Source organism: Amphritea atlantica (genome assembly GCF_900111095.1).
GTDB classification, from domain to species: Bacteria; Pseudomonadota; Gammaproteobacteria; order Pseudomonadales; family Balneatricaceae; genus Amphritea; species Amphritea atlantica.
Map to the genome: position 1 here is coordinate 70,291 of NZ_FOGB01000014.1, position 20,163 is coordinate 90,453.

The 20,163-nt window shown below is 51.8% G+C and carries 17 protein-coding genes; 2 read left to right on the forward strand and 15 right to left on the reverse strand.

Going from position 1 to position 20,163, the window contains the following annotated elements; genetic code table 11:
• Window positions 1-28: 28 nt before the first annotated feature.
• From BMY09_RS18010 to trmH, 6 genes are all read right to left on the reverse strand, one after another.
• A complete protein-coding gene (locus BMY09_RS18010) occupies window positions 29-1,537 on the reverse strand; it encodes an SPOR domain-containing protein (RefSeq protein ID WP_175483586.1) in 1,509 nt (502 codons plus the stop codon).
• A 381-nt stretch (window positions 1,538-1,918) separates the two neighbouring features.
• Complete coding sequence (locus tag BMY09_RS18015; protein ID WP_091361019.1) at window positions 1,919-4,060, reverse strand: TRAP transporter permease; 2,142 nt, start codon at window positions 4,058-4,060, stop codon at window positions 1,919-1,921.
• A gap of 91 nt (window positions 4,061-4,151) precedes the next feature.
• Entirely contained in the window at window positions 4,152-5,180 is a 1,029-nt protein-coding gene (locus BMY09_RS18020; RefSeq protein WP_091361020.1) for a TAXI family TRAP transporter solute-binding subunit, read from the reverse strand.
• Window positions 5,181-5,478: 298 nt separating this feature from the next.
• On the reverse strand, window positions 5,479-6,855 hold the full coding sequence (locus tag BMY09_RS18025) for a sigma-54-dependent transcriptional regulator (RefSeq protein ID WP_091361021.1): 1,377 nt from the start codon (window positions 6,853-6,855) through the stop codon (window positions 5,479-5,481).
• Between the two features lie 2 nt (window positions 6,856-6,857).
• Window positions 6,858-8,930 carry a sensor histidine kinase gene (locus BMY09_RS18030; RefSeq protein ID WP_091361022.1) on the reverse strand — a complete coding sequence of 691 codons (2,073 nt, stop codon included), beginning with the start codon at window positions 8,928-8,930 and terminating at the stop codon, window positions 6,858-6,860.
• Window positions 8,931-8,998: 68 nt separating this feature from the next.
• Entirely contained in the window at window positions 8,999-9,697 is a 699-nt protein-coding gene (trmH, locus tag BMY09_RS18035; RefSeq protein WP_091361024.1) for a tRNA (guanosine(18)-2'-O)-methyltransferase TrmH, read from the reverse strand.
• Window positions 9,698-9,824: 127 nt separating this feature from the next.
• Here trmH and BMY09_RS18040 point away from each other — a divergent pair, with 127 nt between their 5' ends.
• Window positions 9,825-10,691: a prephenate dehydratase gene (locus BMY09_RS18040; RefSeq protein WP_091361025.1), complete on the forward strand. Its 867-nt coding sequence runs from the start codon at window positions 9,825-9,827 to the stop codon at window positions 10,689-10,691.
• An 80-nt stretch (window positions 10,692-10,771) separates the two neighbouring features.
• Here the strand turns inward: BMY09_RS18040 and alc are convergent, their stop codons facing one another.
• The 9 genes from alc to putP all read right to left on the reverse strand — a co-directional run bounded on the left by alc (window position 10,772) and on the right by putP (window position 19,105).
• On the reverse strand, window positions 10,772-11,788 hold the full coding sequence (gene alc / locus BMY09_RS18045; protein ID WP_338024071.1) for an allantoicase: 1,017 nt from the start codon (window positions 11,786-11,788) through the stop codon (window positions 10,772-10,774).
• A 72-nt stretch (window positions 11,789-11,860) separates the two neighbouring features.
• Window positions 11,861-12,589 (reverse strand): amino acid ABC transporter ATP-binding protein, encoded by a 729-nt coding sequence (locus BMY09_RS18050; RefSeq protein WP_091361028.1) that lies wholly within the window; start codon window positions 12,587-12,589, stop codon window positions 11,861-11,863.
• A complete protein-coding gene (locus BMY09_RS18055; RefSeq protein WP_091361030.1) occupies window positions 12,576-13,226 on the reverse strand; it encodes an amino acid ABC transporter permease in 651 nt (216 codons plus the stop codon). The genes BMY09_RS18050 and BMY09_RS18055 overlap by 14 nt, the downstream gene beginning before the upstream one ends.
• Window positions 13,223-13,897, reverse strand: a complete 675-nt coding sequence (locus BMY09_RS18060) for an amino acid ABC transporter permease (protein ID WP_091361031.1) — start codon at window positions 13,895-13,897, stop codon at window positions 13,223-13,225. Before BMY09_RS18060 ends, BMY09_RS18055 begins: the two co-directional genes overlap by 4 nt.
• Before the next feature lie 13 nt (window positions 13,898-13,910).
• A complete protein-coding gene (locus tag BMY09_RS18065; protein WP_245756624.1) occupies window positions 13,911-14,705 on the reverse strand; it encodes a transporter substrate-binding domain-containing protein in 795 nt (264 codons plus the stop codon).
• A 237-nt stretch (window positions 14,706-14,942) separates the two neighbouring features.
• The gene (locus BMY09_RS18070; RefSeq protein WP_091361033.1) at window positions 14,943-15,773 is read right to left on the reverse strand and encodes a MurR/RpiR family transcriptional regulator; all 831 of its coding nucleotides are present in this window, start codon (window positions 15,771-15,773) and stop codon (window positions 14,943-14,945) included.
• Window positions 15,774-16,044: 271 nt separating this feature from the next.
• On the reverse strand, window positions 16,045-16,962 hold the full coding sequence (locus BMY09_RS18075; protein ID WP_091361081.1) for a PDC sensor domain-containing protein: 918 nt from the start codon (window positions 16,960-16,962) through the stop codon (window positions 16,045-16,047).
• Between the two features lie 121 nt (window positions 16,963-17,083).
• Window positions 17,084-17,275, reverse strand: coding sequence for a hypothetical protein (locus BMY09_RS22235; RefSeq protein ID WP_175483587.1), 192 nt, complete (start codon window positions 17,273-17,275; stop codon window positions 17,084-17,086).
• Window positions 17,276-17,614: 339 nt separating this feature from the next.
• Window positions 17,615-19,105, reverse strand: a complete 1,491-nt coding sequence (gene putP / locus BMY09_RS18080) for a sodium/proline symporter PutP (protein WP_091361034.1) — start codon at window positions 19,103-19,105, stop codon at window positions 17,615-17,617.
• 314 nt (window positions 19,106-19,419) lie between these two features.
• Here putP and BMY09_RS18085 point away from each other — a divergent pair, with 314 nt between their 5' ends.
• A complete protein-coding gene (locus BMY09_RS18085) occupies window positions 19,420-20,094 on the forward strand; it encodes a tRNA (adenine(22)-N(1))-methyltransferase (RefSeq protein ID WP_091361036.1) in 675 nt (224 codons plus the stop codon).
• Window positions 20,095-20,163 lie beyond the last annotated feature (69 nt).

Here is a 20,163-nt window from a genome sequence, read left to right on the forward strand (position 1 = left end):
CGTTGGCTATACCAGAATCCCGCATTGATCAGGATTCTGGTGGCACGTATAACTCCTGCAAGCGCCTGAATTTCCGAATCCAGTGGCTCTTTCGGGCAGACTCCGGAATCTCCGCTACCGCCTGTTCAGCCTCCGGTATGGTTTTATAGTCACCATAGATCAGCACATAAAACAGCCCCGCTTCACGCTGAGTACGAAAATATCTGACACTATCCGGCAGGTTATGCTTCTTAATATACTTGAGCATCCCTGCTTCATCGGTGCCATACCGTAGCTGAATGGTAAAATTGGGTGGGAACTGGTCCATCACCCAGCCATCCGCCAGCGCATAGGGGTTATCCGGATGCCATTCAACCGGTTGCGGTTGCGTCAGAGACTGGTCTTCAGTGTCAGGCAGTGCGTCAGCTGCGTTAACCTCCTGAGAAAGCTCTGTAGCAGACGGGGCCGGCTGCGTCGCAGCCAACTCCGGTGATGCCGTTTCAGATGCAGTTACGCTCTCTTGTGAAGACTCTCCGGCCTCGGGCGGCACTGCAGCTGCTTCGGGTCCCGCTACAACCTCGGATTCGGGTAACACACCATCAACCGAGAGCGTTGCCAGCAACAGCTGCTGTTCCCCTGAGCCATTTTCGGGGACCGACTCACGTATCAGCCGCGTTAACTGCTGTTTCTCTGCCTGAAGTTCAACCACTTTTTGCTGTTCTGTTTCAAGACGAATCAGATTTAACAGGGACTCGGCTTCACTGTTTCCGGCATCAACTGCCTGCTGCGCTAACTCGGCAGCTTTCTCATGATCAGCCTCAACCCCCTGGCCGGCATAGTACACCAGAGCCAGGTTTTGCAGCGCCAGGCTGTTACCCTGCTTAGCCGAGCGTTGATACCAGATCAGACTTTCGGCCGGATCGATCTCAGCGAGAATCACCCCCATCGCCACCTGGGCATTACTATTACCCGCTTCCGCTGCCTTTCTGATCCAGTGTTGCGCCGATGCCCGGTTAGCCGTTACGCCACGCCCTTCCAGCAACATAGTGCCTACCTTAAGCTGAGCACTGACCAGTCCCTGCTGAGCTGCTTTCAGATACCACTGATAAGCCCGCGACTGGTCTTTCTCCCCGGCAGCACCGGTTTCAAACATGGCCGCCAGCAACTTTTGCGCCTTCGCATGTTGCGCCAGTGCCGCCTGCTGATACCAGTGTCGCGCCTGGCTATTACTCTGGGCAACCCCCTGCCCCAGTTGATAGGCCAGACCCAGACGATAAGCCGATTCGGGATGACCTTTTTCTGCGGCAACCTTATCCCAGAAGAGCCCACGCTGATCATCTTCATCAGTACCCAGCGCCTGATAATACATAGTCGCTAACAGAAAGGCGGCTTTCGCGTCTCCCAGTTCAGCGAACTCCTGACACTGCCCCCGGGCACTCTGATAATCGGCAGTGGAAAAAAGCTGATAACATGCATTGGTGTCCTGCCCACCGGCAAACGAAACAGAGGAAAGTAGCAGTGCAGAACCCGCGCCAAGCAGTACGGGTAAATGAGCCATCCGGCTCAATGATATTGACTTCGATCTTATTAACATAGTCCCTACCGCAATTCTGAAGCGCTTTATAGAAGCCGCTTCATAGCATTTGTACTGCTTAACTCCCCCCCGGAGCTAAACAGAAAACTGGCGACCATAACAATCCTCTGTTGGGAGCCATTTCCAGCCAGTCTTTATCATATACTGACGGTACCGAACAGGCGGGCACAAAAGGTAACGATACCGGCCTGCAAGCAAAGTACGGGGAGCCACCGCTCCCAACGACAATTTAACAAATTGTCGGCTGATGAATAAGTGATATTACTCACTATTTAGCTTAAAAACGAAAAAACCGGCATCAAAAGCCGGTTTTATTATTACAGTTGAGATATCTCACTACGGGAGCTACGCCAAAGCCCCCGACGGAATCTCCCTGCGGGAGCGGCTGTAGATGAACAGTGCCAGAAATACCAGCAACCCCAGACTACACATCCACCATTCACCGTGGGGCCATAGCATCACCCCACCGGCAACACCCGAGATCAGTCTTAACAGAGGGTTAAGCGGACTCTCAAGATATCCCTCCATAAAGCCAACCAGCGCATAGATACCGAAAATTGAGAAGAAGAAAATACTCAACACCTCAGCGGTAGTACCACCAATAAAATTGGTATAGGCAAACAGCAACGGCACAATATAAAGTCCCTTAGCGATCTTCCAGGCAGTAAAACCGGTTGCCATCGGCGGCGTTTTTGCAATCGCAGCAGCCGCAAAAGCGGTCAGGCAGACCGGTGGCGTGACATTGGAGTCCTGAGACAACCAGAAGATAATCATATGGGCAGACAACAAGATCATAGTCAGATGCGCCGGATCGATCGCCTGTTCCAGCAGTTGGCCTTTAAAGTCGCCGGGCACCAGTGCTAGTAACTGTTGCGCATCTACCTTGCTCATCGGTTCAGCCAATAGCGCCGCTTTATCTGCATCGACCAGCAGGAAGATGGTTCGGGCAACTTCCGGCAGCGTCCCATTGACCATCATATCCACCAGTTGCATCTCCGCAATCAGGTTATACAGTGCTGGCGCTGACAGGGTAGCCAGGACAATATAGGCCGCCGTTACCGGCAATCCCATCCCCAGAATCAGAGACGCCAGGGCCACCAGCAGCAGGGTAATCAGCAGACTGCCTCCGGCCCACTCGGCCACCATCAGAGAGAAGGTGTTACCGATACCGGTCATCGCCACGACGTTGACCACCAGTCCCACAGCGATCAACAGCATCGCCGTTGTGGCCATATTTTTGGAACCCTGCGCCAGAGCATCAAAGACATCCCTGACACCCATCGGATGTTTTGACAACCAGGATGAAACCACCACCGAGATAATGGAGATACCCGCGGCGTAGGTAGGTGTAAAACCATAGATCAGCAGACCCACCAGAACCACCAGTGGCAACAGATAGTGCCAGCCATCCCGGAACACCTCCCCAATGGGACGGGTATCCAGCTCAACCGCCTGCGCCTGACTACGCATCGCCTCAACCCGGACAAAAAAGCCCACCGAGAGGAAGTACAACAGTGCCGGCAGTGCCGCCACGGCGATCACATCCACATAAGGGATCTGCGTATAGGAGGCCATAATAAAAGCCCCTGCCCCCATCACTGGCGGCATCAGTTGCCCCCCGGTAGAAGCTGCCGCTTCGACACCTGCTGCAAAGCGGGCGGGAAAGCCTGCCTTCTGCATCAGAGGGATAGTGATTACCCCGGTGGATACTGTATTCGCCACCGAGGAGCCTGATACCGAGCCCATCAGGCCTGAGCCCAGCACCGCAACGAATCCGGGGCCGCCTATCATACGGCCGGCCGCACAGCGGGACAGTTCGATAATAAAATCACCGGCACCGGACTTCACCAGAAAGGCACCAAAGAGAATAAACATGAACACATAGGTCCAGGATATCCGGGCGATCTGACCAAACATCCCCTCTGAAGAGAAGTAACTGCGATACAACAGTGTTTCCAGACTCAGGCCCGGGAAACCGAAGATCCCATCAATATATTGCCCCCACCAGAAAACATAGGTCAGGGCTACCAGAATCATGCAGGGAATGAACCAGCCAGTGGTCCGGCGCGCCATCTCCAGCGCAATAAAGATGGCACACAGCGAGAAGACCCAGTCGAGATCATCAAACTTAACGCCCCGGGCGTAGAGGGCATCTTCGAAACCGATCAGATAGAGGGTACAGGCGATCGCAGCACACCCCAGCAGGATATCGAGTATCAGCGTAATACGACGCCCGGCACTGGTGTTACAGCGCATCATCGGCACCATCAGCGCACATAACAGAGCAAAACCACCAAAATGGATGGCAGACACCCACAGCTCTGACACCGTGCTGAGCGTGTTAAAGTAGATGTGCACCAGGGCAAAGGCAACGCCCGCCCAGTAAATAAAGCGTCCTGTAAGCGAGTGTTCCGGACGCTGCAACAGCTCCAGACTCTTCAGCTTTGCAGCGGTTTCCTGATCGGTATTAGTATCAATAGAACTCATAGCGGTATTCCGTTGACAATAAAGGTAGAACGTAAGAGATCGGGGGCGTTGGCCGCCCCCGGGGGATCACTGAACTGATCAGCAATAGGGATCACTCAGCAATCAGGTGCTCAGGAATAGTCAGACCCGCTTCTCTGTAATAACGGGCGGCACCAGGGTGCAAAGGAAGTGGTAAACCAGCAATGGCTTTTTCCAGCGCCATCGCTTTAGTCGCTTTGTGAATACCGTTCAGGAATGGCAGGTTTTCATAGATAGTTTTCGTCAGCAGATAAACATCTTCCTCTGACAGATCATCACGGACCGCCAGGAAGTTAGGCTGAGCCATGGTATTGATATCTTTTACCTGACCCGGATAGGTGTTCGCCGGAATCACATAACGGGTCCATAATTTATAGCTACCGTTGGCTTTTTTGATCTGCTCATCGGTAAAGTCCAGCACGGTCATATCGCTGCCCAGGGACGCATAAGCCCGGGTAATCGCAGAAGTAGGCACACCGGATGGGATATTCATCCCTTCAATGGTGCCGTTCTGCAGCGCATCGGCACTGGGACCGTAGCCCATATGGGCCATATCCATGCTATCTGCATCGATGCCCAGGCCTTTCAGAATCTGCAGACCAGATCCCTCTGTGCCGGAATTTTTCTTACCGATGGAGAATTTTTTCCCCTTCAGACCGTTAAGATCATCAACGGTGCCGGTTTTCGCCAGATCAGACTTAACCACAAACTGTTCAACGTTCTGCCACAACATAGAAACCGAACGCAGGTTTTTCTTCGGACCGGTTGAGGCAAATGCCCCCTCACCACTCCAGGCCCAGGCGCCATAGAGTCCCTGCAGAATCGCAAACTGAGCCTCATTTTCGCTGAGCAACTTAATATTTTCACCGGACCCGGCAGAGTTAATAGCAGAGAGAGACACCTTATATTTAGGTTCAAGCTTTACTTTTGTCAGAGTTGCCAGAGCCACACCGACCGGGTAGTAGGTTCCACCGGTCGAAGCGGTCGCAAGAATATAGGAGCGATTCTCTTCTGCCTGCGCGATCGATGCGCCACCCAGAGCAGCACTCAGCGTGACAGCCAGACCCAGGCCTTTGATCAGAGTTCGTTTACTACTTTGCATGTTCAATTCCTTCTCTCGGGATTTATTGTTAGTGTCCATCGTATAAAGCAATGCTGATGCCAAGCCCAACAAAAATTTACAAATCATTGATAATAAATAGTTTTTATTATTCTCCTCTTCGATATTCAGAGATAATAAGCAAAAAACTGCCGATTACCCATAGAACAGATAAGCAGGATCTTGCCTATAAATGGCTTCACTCCCCCGCTTAAGACAGATAATGTCGCACGCAGAGATAAGTAAAATTAAAGTAAAGCAGAGTTTTTCAGAAATGCAGGGAGAATGAGCAACTTTTTGCCTATTCTCCCGCTGAGTCGATGAATTGCGAACGGTCGATCTGATATTTAACCATTTTCTGGTTCAGTGTACGGCGTGGCAGGTCCAGCATCTCCATCACCGCTTTGATATTGCCCTTGTGCTGCTGCAATGCATCGCAGATCACTTTATATTCAAAATTTGCCACCTGCGCGGCCAGCGGCAGAGCGCTCTCCAGCCGCTGATTGTTAAGCGGTTCGATAGCTGTTTCCGGGTAGATCAGATCGGCCACCGGCAACATATCATCCAGGGCATAACGCACCGCGATGTTCTTCAGTTCCCGGACATTCCCCGGCCAGGCATATTGCTGCAGATTGGTCAGATCCTGTCGGGTAATTCTACGCAGATCCCGGCCGTGCTGGGTGGCAGCCTGACGGGCATAATATTCAAACAGCAGCGGGATATCTTCGATACGTTCACGTAACGGTGAGAGGTAGAGGCAGGACACATTAAGCCGGTAGTAGAGATCCTGGCGAAAGTTTTCCTCTACAGAGAGATCCGCTTTGGAGGCGGCAACAATACGCAGATCCACCGGCACCTGTTTATTCGACCCCAGCGGCTCAATCACTCCTTCCTGCAAGCTGCGCAATATCTTCACCTGCAGACTGGCAGGCATACTTTCGATCTCATCCAGCAACAGTGTACCGCCATCGGCATGCTGAAACTTACCGGTACGTTTTTTGGCCGCCCCGGTAAACGCGCCCGCTTCATGGCCAAACAGCTCAGTTTCAATCAGATTTTCAGGTATTGCGCCGCAGTTGATGGGCACAAAGTTGCGCTCACTACGGGGACTGAACTCATGCAGACACTGCGCCACCAGCTCTTTACCGCTGCCGGTTTCACCGTAAATAATCACGTTGGTATTCAAGGCGGCGTATTTAAGAATATCCCGCCGCAGTTTCTGAATAGCCGGTGAGATACCGATGATTTTAGCGTCAATCCCGCTGCGGGAGGCCAGATCCTGTTGTAAACGAAGATTTTCCAGCACCAGCAGTCGCTTTTCACAGGCCCGGTTGATCGTCTCGACCAGGCGTTCAGGGACAAAGGGCTTTTCAATAAAATCATAGGCGCCATCGCGCATCGCACTGATCGCCATATCCACATCACCATGACCGGTAATCAGAATCACCGGCAGCTCTGGGATGATAGAGCGGGCTTCCTGCATAAACTGTAAGCCATCCATCTCCGGCATACGGACATCGCTGACCACCACACCGGGAAACTGTTCATTGAGGTGGGTCAGCGCCTCCCGCGCCCGGTCACAGGCAATCACCCCGAATCCGGCCATCTGCAGCCACAGGGTGGTGGATTGGCGAATCACCGGATCATCATCCACCAGCAAAACCTGGCCTCTGTTCATCTTTACTCCTCTGACTGTCTGATTAATGGCAGGGACACACTAAAGCAGGTATGCCCTGGCCGACTGTTAACCCGGATAGCCCCACCCAGATCCTGCACGATTGAGCGAACGATCGGCAAGCCTAACCCCAGCCCCTCACCGATCGGCTTGGTGGTAAAGAAAGGCTCAAACAGCTGAGTCTGACTCTGCTGATCAATCCCCTTGCCGTTATCACTGATCGCAATAGTAACGGTTTCTGTTGTCTGCTGTATCTGAATCTCAAGGCGCGGTGCAGAGACATCGGCCAGGGCATCACAGCCGTTACCGATCAGATTAACAAATATCTGCTCCAGCCGGGCACTGTCACCACTGACCTGCAATTCAAGTTCGGGACGGGGATAGTGCAGCTCAATCTGTTGCTGCTGCAGCCGACCGCGAAACAGATCAACCACCTGATCCAGCGCCAGCAGCGGATCAACCGGGGAAAGATGCTGGGGCTTCTGGTAAGCAAAGGTTTTCAGCTGCCGGGTCAGCACCGCCATCCTGTTGATCAGGTCATTAATCAGTTCCAGATTACTGTCCAGTTGCTCCGTTTGCTGCTGTTCTATTAACTGACGACAGATCGCAATATAGGTTCTCAAAGCGGTCAGTGGCTGGTTTAACTCATGTACCACCGCCGATGACATGCGCCCCAGAGCCGCCATTTTCTCCGCCTGAACCAGCTCATCCTGCGCCTCCCTCAACGCCAGAGTGCGCTGCTGCACCTGATCTTCAAGCTGGTCATTCGCTTGTTGCAGGGCTCGTTCCAGCCGTTTGCGCGGAGTAATATCAATCACCGTGACCAGATAGTTAACACTTGCATCCCGCTCAATCTGCTTGATTGAAAACAACATGGGAAAGGTATTGCCATCGGAACGTTTACCCACCGTCTCCATCGCTGTCACCGGCGCAAACCCACGACTACCAAGACGATCCAGCACCCGTTTCATCACCCCCTGATAAACGTCCGGCTCGATAAGATCTGCGATTCTGGTGCCCTTAATCCGCGCCATCGATACCCCAAACTGTTGCATCGCCATCGGATTGATAAACAGGATACGCCCCTGATTATCCAGGGAGATCATACCGACATGGGCATTATTGATAATATCCCGCTGCCGCGCTTCACTTCGCTCCAGCGCCTGCTGTGTCTCCCGGCGGGAGATATGCTTCAACTGTCGCTCCCGTAACAGAAAAACCAGCAATGAGATAACGATACAGAATGCCAGGCTAAACAAGGTTGCATTGCGCTGTATCCGCCTCACCTCCCGCAGGTCATTGAGCACCGACACCTGCCAGCCCAGGTCATCCAGAGTAACGCTCTGCAATACGGCCCGGGTACCATTGTGCAGTTCTACCAGACTGATCTCAGAACCATCATATAACCGATCAGTGCGCTGTTTTAGCACCACATCCTGAAGCTGTTTCGCCGCCTGAAACGGTTTACTGGCGATCAGAATCTGTCCCGCTTTACTGAACAGGTAGTGGCTGGTCTGATCCAATCCAGCCTGCAACAGGGTCAGATCCAGCCGAACCGTTGCCACCCCCAACAGCTGGCTCTTCATATATACCGGGGCGGACAGATAGACAGCACCATCACTCTCGCTGGCGGGTAAAACCAGCTGAAACCCCTGCTGCCCCTCCAGCGCCTGGAGAAAATAGGGTTTCTGACGATGGCTGACCGAATAGAAATCCTGCTGCTCCCGCCAATGGCTAAACGCCTGAGCACGGCCCTGAGCATCAAGGATAAACAGCGCCGTGGAGCCCGCCACCAGATTAGTCTGTTCCAGATAACGGCTAACCCGGGCAATTTTATCCGGTGAGGGGTTACGCAACAGTTCAGCCACATCATTACTTTGCGAGATCAGGAACGGCAGGTATTTATAGTCTGCCAGCTCGGTACGGGTCTGACTGATAATGTTCAGCAGTTGGCTTTCCCCGCTCTCCTTCAGGTCGGACAGCGCCCAGTTACGAACAAACTGGTTCACCAGTACCGTGCCAATGAGTGACAACATCAGCATCAGCAGGGCAAGCGGAAAAAAACGCGGAAACTGCACTCACTCTCTCCTGTTGTATGTCAACCCTGGGTTGATCACCGCATGGTGGACAGACCGATTATCTGGGATTACCACTGACGCTTCGGTGCTGACCCGTCACGCACCGCCTGATACCAGGCCGGAGCATCCATCAGCGCCAGCAGATCATCCATCGGCGGATATTCCAATCCCTTTTTATGACAGAAATCAGCAAGGTCAGGAAAGCTCCACTCAAACAGCGTATCTTTATACTCCTGAGGATCAAGTCTGGATTGCTCGTACAGTCCCGCCTTTAAGCGCTGATTCTGCGCTTCCACAAGAATAATGCCTGCCGCCGTGGAGACATTAAGCGAGCCCACCATCCCCATCATCGGAATCAGAATATGCTCATCGGCCAGCGCGGCCCCCTCATCACTGACGCCATGTTTTTCAGCCCCCATCAGCAGCGCACAGGGCTGGGTGAAATCGACCTCACGATAATCGATCGCCCGGTCGGAAAAATGTGCCGCATAGATCTTCATCCCCTGAGCTTTGGCCCCGGCAATCGCGTCCGAAACGGAACGATGGTTTTGGGTTTTGACCCAACGATCACTGCCCCGGGTGGTCCCTTTAAAGCCATACCCCTCTTTTGGCGTCACCGTATGGATGCGGGGTATTCCCACCGCATCACAGGTGCGTATCAGGGCAGCAATGTTGCGCGGCTTGTGTACCTGATCGGTAATCAGGGTCAGATCCGGTTGGCGGCGATTGAGGGTTTGAGTCAGTTTGGCGGTACGTTCCGGAGTCATCGGGGTCCCAAATTAAGCTGGTAACAAAGTTGCAGCCATATTACTGAAAAATGTCGGTCTGCTCACTGCAAAAATATAAATCTGTGACATAATTACCGCCTTATTAGTGTCATTAACCGGAATCAACATGTCAGCTGCACCGAACATCATCGCGTTTCAGGGCGTCGAAGGCGCCTATTCACATCTATCCTGTCGACGGGTTTTCCCGGAGATGGAGGCGTTTGCCTGTGAGACCTTTGTTGAAGCGATGTTTATGGTGGACCAGGGCAAAGCCAGGCTGGCGATGATCCCACTGGAAAACTCAACCGCCGGTCGGGTGGAAGAGATCTACCGGCTGATGCCCAAAAGTCAGTTACATATTATCGGTGAACATTTCGAACCGGTTAGTCACTGTCTGCTGGGAATCAAGGGCAGCTCGGTTGACCAGCTGAAAACCGTTTCTTCGCACCCACAGGCGCTGGCTCAGTGTGATGGCCATATCAAACAGCTGGGCATAGAGCCGATCGCTGCTTTTGATACCGCGGGTTCCGCCTATGAGCTGGCGCAGAATCCTGATCCCAGCCACGCTGCTATCGCCTCAAGCCTGGCCGCCGAGCTATATGATCTGGAGATCCTGCGGGACAACTTTCAGGATGTCACCGGCAACACGACCCGCTTTCTGATTCTCTCCAGTGAACAGGGGATTCCGGAGCACAAGCCCGATGTCCCCTATATCACCTCACTGATGTTTACCGTACGTAACATCCCCGCAGCACTCTATAAAGCCCTGGGCGGCTTTGCCACCAACGGCATCAATATGGTGAAGCTGGAAAGTTATATGGGTAACGGGCTGACAAAGGGGGCCAGCTTTCACCTGGATGTCGAAGGCCATCCCGATGACCGGATGATGCAGTATGCCCTGCAGGAGCTGGAGTTCTTTACCAAAGAGATGCGCAACCTGGGCACCTACGAAGCCCACGAGTTCCGTGCCCAGAACCGGCCACTGCCGGAGTAACTGAGTTGAGACAGAGGTATGGGTTACCTCTGTCTTTTAGCGCTGTTTTTTAGCTTCGACAGACACAAAAACGCCGGTCCCTATTCACCTGAATCGATCACCCCGTTAATGCGTAACCGGCTGATACCGCCATCGGGAAAGATATTCAGACGCACATGGGTAACCGGCCCGATATCTGTCAGCTCCTGCTCAAACAAGTGCTCTGCATCCATCTGCAGTTTCTGAGAGGGTAGCAGCGTTTCCCAGTAGAGACTCTGCGCTTCGATCTGTTGATCTGTGCCGCCATCCACATAAGCGGCCGTGATCGAACAGCTATCCGGATAGTTACCCTTAAAATGACAGGTATCCACCAGCACCTGCTGAACAGTGCCGGGCTGAGCCAGCGCAATAATCACCCAGTCAAACCCCGGAGTTCGACGCCGGGCGGTTTCCCAGCCATCACCCATATTGATACCCCGCCCCGGCATCAGAATATTACTCATGGTGCCATAATGCTGATCACTACAGGCCAGAGCCCTGCCACCATTCATCGCGGCGGCCAGATCAACCCGCTGTCCAGGAGAGGTTTCACCCCAGTTTTTACAGGGTGTGCCATAAACACGAAAACGAGCAATCCCGCCATCGGGATAGATATTTAACCGCAGGTGGGTCCACTGACTCTCTGAGGAGATCAGATGCAGGTTATGACTATCGCCACTGAGAGACACAGAGGTCAGCAACTCTACCCATTCGGTTTCAGAGTTCGGATCACCCTCTTCGCAATAGCAGGCATCAACCGATGCTGATGGCGGATAGTTACCGGTAAAATAGCGGGTATCGATATCGATAGCCTCGATCACACCCGCGGATGACAGCCGTATCACCGCGTGATCATAACCAGAATAACGTTTACGCCGGGATTCCCAGCCATCCATCCATTTTCCGTTGTCATCAAACACGCCCTCTTTCCAGACAGGCTCAGTCGGTTGCAACATCCGCCCGACCTCAGCAAACCAGTCATCGGTGACCGATATCGCCCTGGCACCCAACCGGGCATCGGCCAGATTCAACCATTTTTCCGGATCGAAACCGATGACCGGATTCTGAGTTTTCATCATCAGTTATTACCTAAACTTTTTAAATTTCTGAGCACGACAACAGGTGCAGACACCCAGAAACGCTCTGCCAGATCACAAAACAGCATTAATAAATTTACTCAGTTCAGGTGTCTGAGGATTGGCAAGAACCGTTTTAGAATCACCCTCCTCCCATACCAACCCCTGATGCATAAAGATCACCCGATCACCGACATCCCGGGCAAAGTTCATCTCATGGGTCACCAGGATCAGCGTCATCCCTTCCGCTGCCAGATCTTCAAGAACCTTCAATACTTCACCCACCAGTTCCGGATCCAGTGCCGAGGTAATCTCATCACAAAGCAATACTTTCGGATTCATGGCCAGCGAGCGGGCAATAGCGACACGCTGCTGCTGTCCACCGGACAGTTCGGCAGGATAGCTGTCTATTTTTTCCGCCAGTCCCACTTTTGCCAACACCTCCTGGGCGATCACTTTCGCTTCGCTTTCAGGGAGTTTGCGAACCAGCTTAGGTGCCAGCATGATATTCTGGCCGACAGTCAGATGGGGAAACAGGTTGAAGCTTTGAAACACCATCCCCACACTTTTACTCAGCTTGCGGATCTGACGGTCATCGTAGACCACCTCCATCTGATCGACGACCACGCCGCCCTCACTATAAGCTTCAAGGCCATTAATACAGCGAAGCAGCGTACTCTTTCCTGAGCCACTGCGACCGATAATAGACACCACTTCGCCAGCACCGATCTCAAGGTTGATCCCCTTGAGTACATGGTTACTGCCGTAATACTTATGAACATTGTTAATACTAACGAGCGACATTGAGTTTTCTCTCCAGTTTACGGCTTGCGACTGACAGGGGATAACAGAGCAGGAAGTAGAGCAACGCGACCATACCAAAGACTTTAAATGGCTCGAAGGTGGCGTTATTCAGCATGGTGCCTGCTTTGGTCAGTTCAACAAACCCGATAATCGAAGCAAGCGCGGTACCTTTCACAATTTGCACTGAGAAGCCAACCGTCGGAGCTATCGCGACCTTTAAAGCCTGTGGCAGAATGATATGCCGCATAATTTCGAAGTAGCTTAATCCCAGACAACGGGATGCTTCCCACTGACCACGAGGGATAGATTCAATACATCCCCGCCATATCTCTGTCAGATAGGCACTGCTGAACAGCGTCAGCGCCAGTGCAGCGGCAAACCAGGCAGACACTTCCAGGCCCATCAGCGACAATCCGAAAAACACCAGGAACAGCTGCATCAGCAATGGAGTGCCCTGAAACAGTTCGATATACAAACGGGTAAAGCGAACCAACAGCGTACGCCCACTGACCTGCATCATAGTCAGCAGCAGCCCAACGGTGGCGCCACCCGCAAATGCGATCAACGACAAAACCACTGTCCAGCGCGCTGCCAACAAAAGGTTACGTAAAATATCCCAATCGGAAAACACGCTCATGACCGGGCCCTCAGATTAGGAAACATGAAATAATGGATCAGCTTGAATCCCTGACGCATCAGAATAGCCAGCAACAGGTAGATAACTGTGATCACCATATAGACTTCGAAGCTCAGGAAGTTACGTGACTGAATAAAGTTCGCGGCAAAGGTCAGCTCCTCAACGGAGATCTGCGACAGTACAGCTGATCCCAGCATAACGATAATGCACTGACTGGTTAGCGCCGGATAGATTTTCTCAAGCGCCGGAGGCAACACCACCCGGGTAAAGGTCTGTGTACGGCTCAGCCCCAGAGTTCGGGCCGCTTCCAGCTGTCCCTTAGGGATAGATTCAATACCTGCACGAATAATCTCTGTACTGTAGGCCGCCAGATTAATCACCATCGCCAACAGTCCCGCTTCCCCAGCGGTCAGTTTGATTCCGATAGTGGGTAAACCAAAAAAGATGAAAAACAGTTGTACGATAAAAGGGGTGTTGCGAATCAGCTCAACGTAAACCCCCACTGCACGACTTAAAAATGTTTGTTTACCAGCACGGGCCGCAGCACCCAGGGTGCCAAGCAGGCACCCCAGTACTGTGGTAACGATGGCCAGAATCACTGTCGACAGCACTCCCCTGGCAATCAGGTCCGAGTATGGCAACAACTCTCCAAACTGAAAGGTATAGTCCATACCGATTAACCTGTTATAGCTTTAGTTCAGCAGGCAGTTCAGCGTTGAACCACTTCATAGAAAGCTCATCAAGCTTACCTGAGGTCAGACCTGCAACGATCAGTTCGTTCACCTTAGTCAGCAGCTCAGTATCACCTTTGTGAGTACCGACATAGCAGGGAGAGTTTTTGATGATGAACTTAGATTTAAGGCCGCGGGAATTACCTTTCTCAGCAATTTTCGCTGCCACCAGGTTACCGGTAGCGATCAGCTCAACCTGACCTGACAGGTAAGCCGAGATCGTAGTGCTGTTATCTTCAAAACGGCGAATAACCGCATCTTCCGGGGCCAGCTTAGAGAGTTCCAGATCCTCAACGGAACCACGGGTTACACCCACCGTTTTACCAGCAAGGTCTGCAGCTGAAGCTACCGCTGCATCACTGCTGCCAAATACGCCCAGGAAGAAAGGTGCATAGGCACGGGAGAAATCGATCACACGCTCACGCTCAGGATTCTTACCCATACTGGAGATAACCAGATCCACCTTACGGGTCTGAAGGTAAGGGATACGGTTTGCACTGGTGACCGGAACCAGCTCCAGTTTAACGCCCAGGCTCTCAGCCAGATAAGCGGCGGTATCGACATCATAACCCACCGGTTGCAGGTCAGAACCGACAGAACCAAACGGAGGAAAGTCCTGAGGTACTGCGACAACCAGCATTCCGCGTTTAGTAATTTCATCCAGCTGATTAGCATTAGCACTCAATGCTGTAATGCATAGCCCGATCAGTCCGACGAACTTCAGGCAGCTCTTGAATACACTCATCATTCTTTACGTCCTCTGGTAATAAGGAAAAGTTTTAGGGAAAGCAGCAATGAAACTTTTGTTTCACTTAGCCAAAACTTTGCAACACTAGTGCCAAAAAATGATAGTTATTTGAAAACAGTATGTTAGCTTTCAGAGATAAAGAAGGGGGAGGCGCTTATCAGAAACCATGCACCGATGCTGTGCAATAGTCTCTGAAACAGTGCAATCAAAAGAGGTATCTGGTGCGATAAAGCGGCACTAGCTAAAATCGAGTTCGTTCAGGTTTCGGTAGCTATCGCTGATAGACAAACTACGCGCCTGTCCCGATACCGCAATATGGTGCAGTAATGAGTTACACAGAAGGGTCGCCAGGCTCATCGCTGAGCTATACGCATCAAACCCGGAAACACTTTCAAGCGGACACTCTAACCACCAGGTCGCCTTCGCTGCCACTTTTCGCAAAGAAGCATCGCCGATCAGCAGCACAGGAATATTTTTCTGCAACACCAGTTTCAGCACCTCCTCAAATATCTTAGGTCGGCGGCGAAACGCGATAAAGATCACCAGATCATCACCGCCTGAACCTTCCAACTCCTCAGCAAGGGTTTGACCCGGTAACGGAGCCAGATCAACACTGGGCCTGATCTGCAGAAGTTGCTGGCGAATATGCAGCGCAACAGGGTAACTGTTGCGAAACCCGATCACTTTGACCGAGCGCGCCGATGCCATCGCCTCAATAACAGGCTGCACCTGCTCTTCAGACAGCGACTGTGCCAGCATCTGCAGGTTGCGAATCTCACGTTCAAAATGGGGTGCATAGGTACGTATAGAGGAATCGCTATCGACAACAGGCACACCTAATTGACGTTGACGTCTTGATTCCATCTGCCCCTCTTTAAAAGAGGAGAACCCAAGTCGTTTGAACATCCGACTCACGGTCGCCTTCGACACACCACACAAACGGGCCAGTTCAGCACTGTTAAACATAGCCAGATCATTGGGACGGTCGAGCATAAAATCCGCCAGTTTTCGCTCCTGAGGGGTCAGTTCGGCATATTTATCCCTGATTGTTTCGTCAATAATTCCCATGGAGTGTCCTGGTATGTCCTTTTAAAAAACTCATCATACGCAGTTTATTGATTTGTTGAAGTATTAGCGACCCGTTCATTCAGGGAAGAGGCGAACTGCTACGTTAACGAGTATAAAAGCATTACACAGCGTGATGTGCACGATAACCACTCGCTTGTGGCAGCTCATCAAAGCAGGTAGCAAAAGCCCTAGCGTTGCCCCCCCAGAATACCGGAGTAAGCAGCTCAGCAGATAGTCAGCAGGCGTTACATATCTGCGTGGTATATCCCGTTTACTCCTTACTCAGCTTCAGATAAACCCCCAGTGACATCAGCAGTGCCACGGCAGCCATCAGCATCCAGACTGCATTCAGCACATGTCCGCCACTGTCCACCAGCAACGATTTAAACATCAGCAACAGGGACTCTATCGACACCGCGATCACAATGGCCGACATAAAGCGGGTAATGGTGCGCCTGGACGTATCATGATGATGAATATCTTTATGGGCCAGCACCTCCTCTTCCAGTATGGTTTTACCCAGATCAAAGATCGCCAGCCCCAGCGTAATCAGTATCACAATTCCAAACGAGCGGGTAGTGACATCTCCCCCCAGCTGAAACGCTTTCCAGAGTGACACCCCTGCGGCATAAATCAACAGCATAGAGACCAGCACCAGCATGCCACCGATAGCTGCGTAGATACTCTGAAATATGGGGTGGATACCGGCCCTGATCTGATCACCTTTCAGATATGAAATCAGCCGCTGCAGATTAAAATTCATCACCAGATAACCGGCAACATTTCCCTCAGAATCATGTACTGCCTGAATACTGGAGATCGCCAGTTGATGGGTGGCACAGGAAAGATAGGGATCAGTGACGCAGACCTGATTATCGGTATTACGGGCGATCAGCATATAGGGGCGATGACTGCGATCACGCCCCTTTCCCGGTTCGCGCTGCTGTCGATAACTGACACCGGGGCTGCACACGGTATCCATTAACTGTACGCCGTTAATATCCACGCTATACATCAGCTCAGCAAAGGGATAATAACGGGATATACGGTTCATCACTCCGGCCTGAGCCTCTCTGTCGGAGAGCAGTGTGGTACCCGAAAAACTGGTCATCATCGATGCCAGCAGCCGGTGAATCGCCGGCTCATATTGCTGATAGTTTTCAATCAGCCGTAAATGGTTCTGCCTCATCTCGCCTTCACTTAACATTGATGGATAAAGGGTGTGTCGCCTGCATCTCCCCTCTGGAAATCCACAGGTAATACAGGCGCAAAAGGATAAAGCCCGCAGCTGGCCTGCGCGCCTTAAAATGTCAGTTTGAAGAGAGTACGAAACAGTTTTCGTCGGGATCGTCAGCCAGGCTGCGCAAATACTCTGCGGCACGGCTGAGGGTTGTCGTCATTGAACGGTGAGCTGAAGTGTCCTCGATGATAACCGGGGACTGACGAGAAAATTCAGAGTCTTCCTGAATTGAGTGATGAGTGTCCATAAATTCTGTCTGCATAGTTTTATTATTGTTTGTCTGAGTGGCAGTCTTACACTCTGGCCTGAGTCCAGGCGCGACCACCACGTTACGATGTTATACAGTACAGCATCACGCAAAGTCGTTTGATCTATTATTCTAATAAAAGCAAAAACATTCGACCTAAATTATGATATTCAAGGGATTATTTTTAATAAAAATAAACAATACAGAGTCTTATTGACCACTCATTGTTTTGCTACTACATCCGAGAACACTACCCACGCATCCGCAGCCGTGCTGATTGACGCCCACACCTGACGAATACACAACGGGCTGTGCAGCTGGCAACTAAAATACCAGCCCACAGCTCCCATAATACTAGGTATTGATCGCGCGAAACTCCCCTGAAGACTGCGTCGCAAGACTCACCAGATAGATCGCTAACCAGGAGGCAACAAAGCCCGGCAAAATCTCATACACCCCCGGACCGCCCATGAAACTGCTGTTCCAGCCTAGCTGAATCCAGACGATAACGGTGACCGCACCGACAATCAGCCCCGCGACAGCCCCCGTACCGGACATCCGCGCCCAGGTCAGCGACAAAATAATCAGCGGACCAAACGCCGCACCAAATCCAGCCCAGGCATGGCTCACCAGACCCAGCACCTTTGAATCGGGATTACCCGCAATAATCGCCGCAGCGATCCCCACCAACAGCACACTGATACGACCGATAAACACACTTTCCCGTTCACTCGCTTCCTTATGCAGGAACAAACGATAGAAATCCTCTGTCAGCGATGACGAAGACACCAGCAACTGACTGGAAATCGTACTCATGATCGCCGCTAGCAACGCGGCATAGAGAAAGCCGGTAATCAATGGGTGAAACAGCAGATCAGCCAGAACAATAAAAATCGTTTCGGCGTCTTTGATATCCAGACCGTTGCGCACCGCATAGGCACGACCGAACACACCAAGACAGATTGCACCGATTAACGAAATCGCCATCCATGACATACCGATATTCCGCGCGGTGGACACCTCATTAACCGAACGCACCGCCATAAACCGCACAATAATATGCGGCTGTCCGAAATACCCCAGTCCCCAGGTTACCGCAGACAGAAACCCGACCACCGTCAACCCATGGGTCCACGACAGAAAGTTCGGATCAACGATTGAGAGGGTTTCTGAGGCCTGGCTCAGCCCCCCGCCGCCACTGCCGAACAACACCACAGCAGGCATCAGCACCAGTGCGATCATCATGATGCAGCCCTGCACAAAGTCCGTCAGGCTCACTGCTAAAAAGCCGCCAATCACCGTATAGGTCAATACAATGCCAAGCGTCAGCCAGATTCCCACAGAATAATCACTGACTCCACCCACGCTGATCAGCCCACTGAACGCGCTGGAAAACAGCTTACCCCCTGCCACCAGACCAGAAGCGGTATACACAGCAAAAAACACCACCACAATAATCGCGGACACCGTTCGCAAAGCAAAGGCCCGGGTAGGAAAACGGCACGCCAGAAACTGCGGAATGGTCAGACTGTTATCATAACGTTCGGTCTGTTCACGCAAACGTGGCGCAACCACAATCCAGTTGACTAAAGCTCCCACCAGTAACCCGATACCGATCCACGCCTGTACCAGGCCTGACGCAAACAGGGCACCCGGAAGCCCCAGCAACAACCAGCCACTCATGTCCGATGCGCCAGCCGATAGCGCCGCAACCGATGGCGGCAGATTTCGTCCCCCCAGCATGTATTCTTCAGATGAAGCCGTAGACTTCCGCCAGGCATAAAAACCGATCGCAATCATCAGTACAAAATAAAGAGCCAGGCTAATCCATACACCGATAGCCATAGAAATGCCTCCCTAAACTGGCCAGCACGACAACCTTCTGCACTACCAGAATTCATATTTGATTACCTTAAGTAGTAGTTGCTAACAGGCGAGTCCTCAAGTTGAAATTAAGATGACAGCAAAGATTTTCAGCCAGAAACCGGCACCCGACAGCGCTTTTTCAACACTAAAAACGCGTTAATTACCGCGCTTGCGCAGCAGTCCGGACAGTCGGATCTCCGGACATTTTCTATAAAAGGCCAACGGCCCTTTTGCTCGCCAAAATCTAAAAAAACTCTACAATGCGCGTTTGAAAACCTCACCTGGGCGATGCATTGAAACTCAGCAAACGACTACAACAGATTGAACAGCTAGTGGCTTCAGATTATGACCATATCTGGGATTGTTGCTGTGATCATGGCTTTCTTGGGGCTGAGCTGCTATCTCGGCCAACCAGCGCAACCATCCACTTTGTGGATATCGTGCCTCAGCTCATGACACAGCTGGAAAACAGGCTGCGACGGTTTTATCCCGACGCCAGGGAACGATGGGAAACGCACTGCATCGATGTGGCCCGACTTCCGCTGCAGCAATACAGTGGCAAACAACTGATCATTATTGCCGGGGTCGGCGGTGATCTGATGATTCAGTTTCTTGAAGCGATCCATCAGCAACATGCCCAACTGAATATTGATCTGCTGCTCTGCCCGGTCTATCAGCAGTATGCTTTGCGCGAGAAACTGATCGAACTGAATTGCAGTCTGAAAGATGAAATTCTGATTGCAGAGAATCAGCGTTTCTATGAAGCGATACTGGTATCATCAACCCCCGATCACCAGGCGCTTATCAGCCCTGTGGGCAACAGAATCTGGCACTCAGAAACCGCCGCACAAAAACGTATCGTCGAATCCTATCTGCGTAAAACCCTCAGCCACTACCAACGGATTCAGCAAGGCGACAAGATCAAGGTGGATCATATCCTTGAGGCATATCGCGCGATTACATTGTGATGCTGACCATTCAGTTCTCAATTTACCTTACAGAGTAGCGGGAAAACCACAGAACCGATGCCTTCTGGA

Coding starts and splice junctions, on each gene's coding strand:
- BMY09_RS18010 (WP_175483586.1), bottom strand. CDS start 1,537: ATGGCTCATTTACCCGTACTGCTTGGCGCGGGTTCTGCACTGCTACTT.
- BMY09_RS18015 (WP_091361019.1), bottom strand. CDS start 4,060: ATGAGTTCTATTGATACTAATACCGATCAGGAAACCGCTGCAAAGCTG.
- BMY09_RS18020 (WP_091361020.1), bottom strand. CDS start 5,180: ATGCAAAGTAGTAAACGAACTCTGATCAAAGGCCTGGGTCTGGCTGTC.
- BMY09_RS18025 (WP_091361021.1), bottom strand. CDS start 6,855: ATGAACAGAGGCCAGGTTTTGCTGGTGGATGATGATCCGGTGATTCGC.
- trmH (WP_091361024.1), bottom strand. CDS start 9,697: ATGACTCCGGAACGTACCGCCAAACTGACTCAAACCCTCAATCGCCGC.
- BMY09_RS18040 (WP_091361025.1), top strand. CDS start 9,825: ATGTCAGCTGCACCGAACATCATCGCGTTTCAGGGCGTCGAAGGCGCC.
- alc (WP_338024071.1), bottom strand. CDS start 11,788: ATGATGAAAACTCAGAATCCGGTCATCGGTTTCGATCCGGAAAAATGG.
- BMY09_RS18050 (WP_091361028.1), bottom strand. CDS start 12,589: ATGTCGCTCGTTAGTATTAACAATGTTCATAAGTATTACGGCAGTAAC.
- BMY09_RS18055 (WP_091361030.1), bottom strand. CDS start 13,226: ATGAGCGTGTTTTCCGATTGGGATATTTTACGTAACCTTTTGTTGGCA.
- BMY09_RS18060 (WP_091361031.1), bottom strand. CDS start 13,897: ATGGACTATACCTTTCAGTTTGGAGAGTTGTTGCCATACTCGGACCTG.
- BMY09_RS18065 (WP_245756624.1), bottom strand. CDS start 14,705: ATGATGAGTGTATTCAAGAGCTGCCTGAAGTTCGTCGGACTGATCGGG.
- BMY09_RS18070 (WP_091361033.1), bottom strand. CDS start 15,773: ATGGGAATTATTGACGAAACAATCAGGGATAAATATGCCGAACTGACC.
- BMY09_RS18075 (WP_091361081.1), bottom strand. CDS start 16,962: ATGAGGCAGAACCATTTACGGCTGATTGAAAACTATCAGCAATATGAG.
- BMY09_RS22235 (WP_175483587.1), bottom strand. CDS start 17,275: ATGCAGACAGAATTTATGGACACTCATCACTCAATTCAGGAAGACTCT.
- putP (WP_091361034.1), bottom strand. CDS start 19,105: ATGGCTATCGGTGTATGGATTAGCCTGGCTCTTTATTTTGTACTGATG.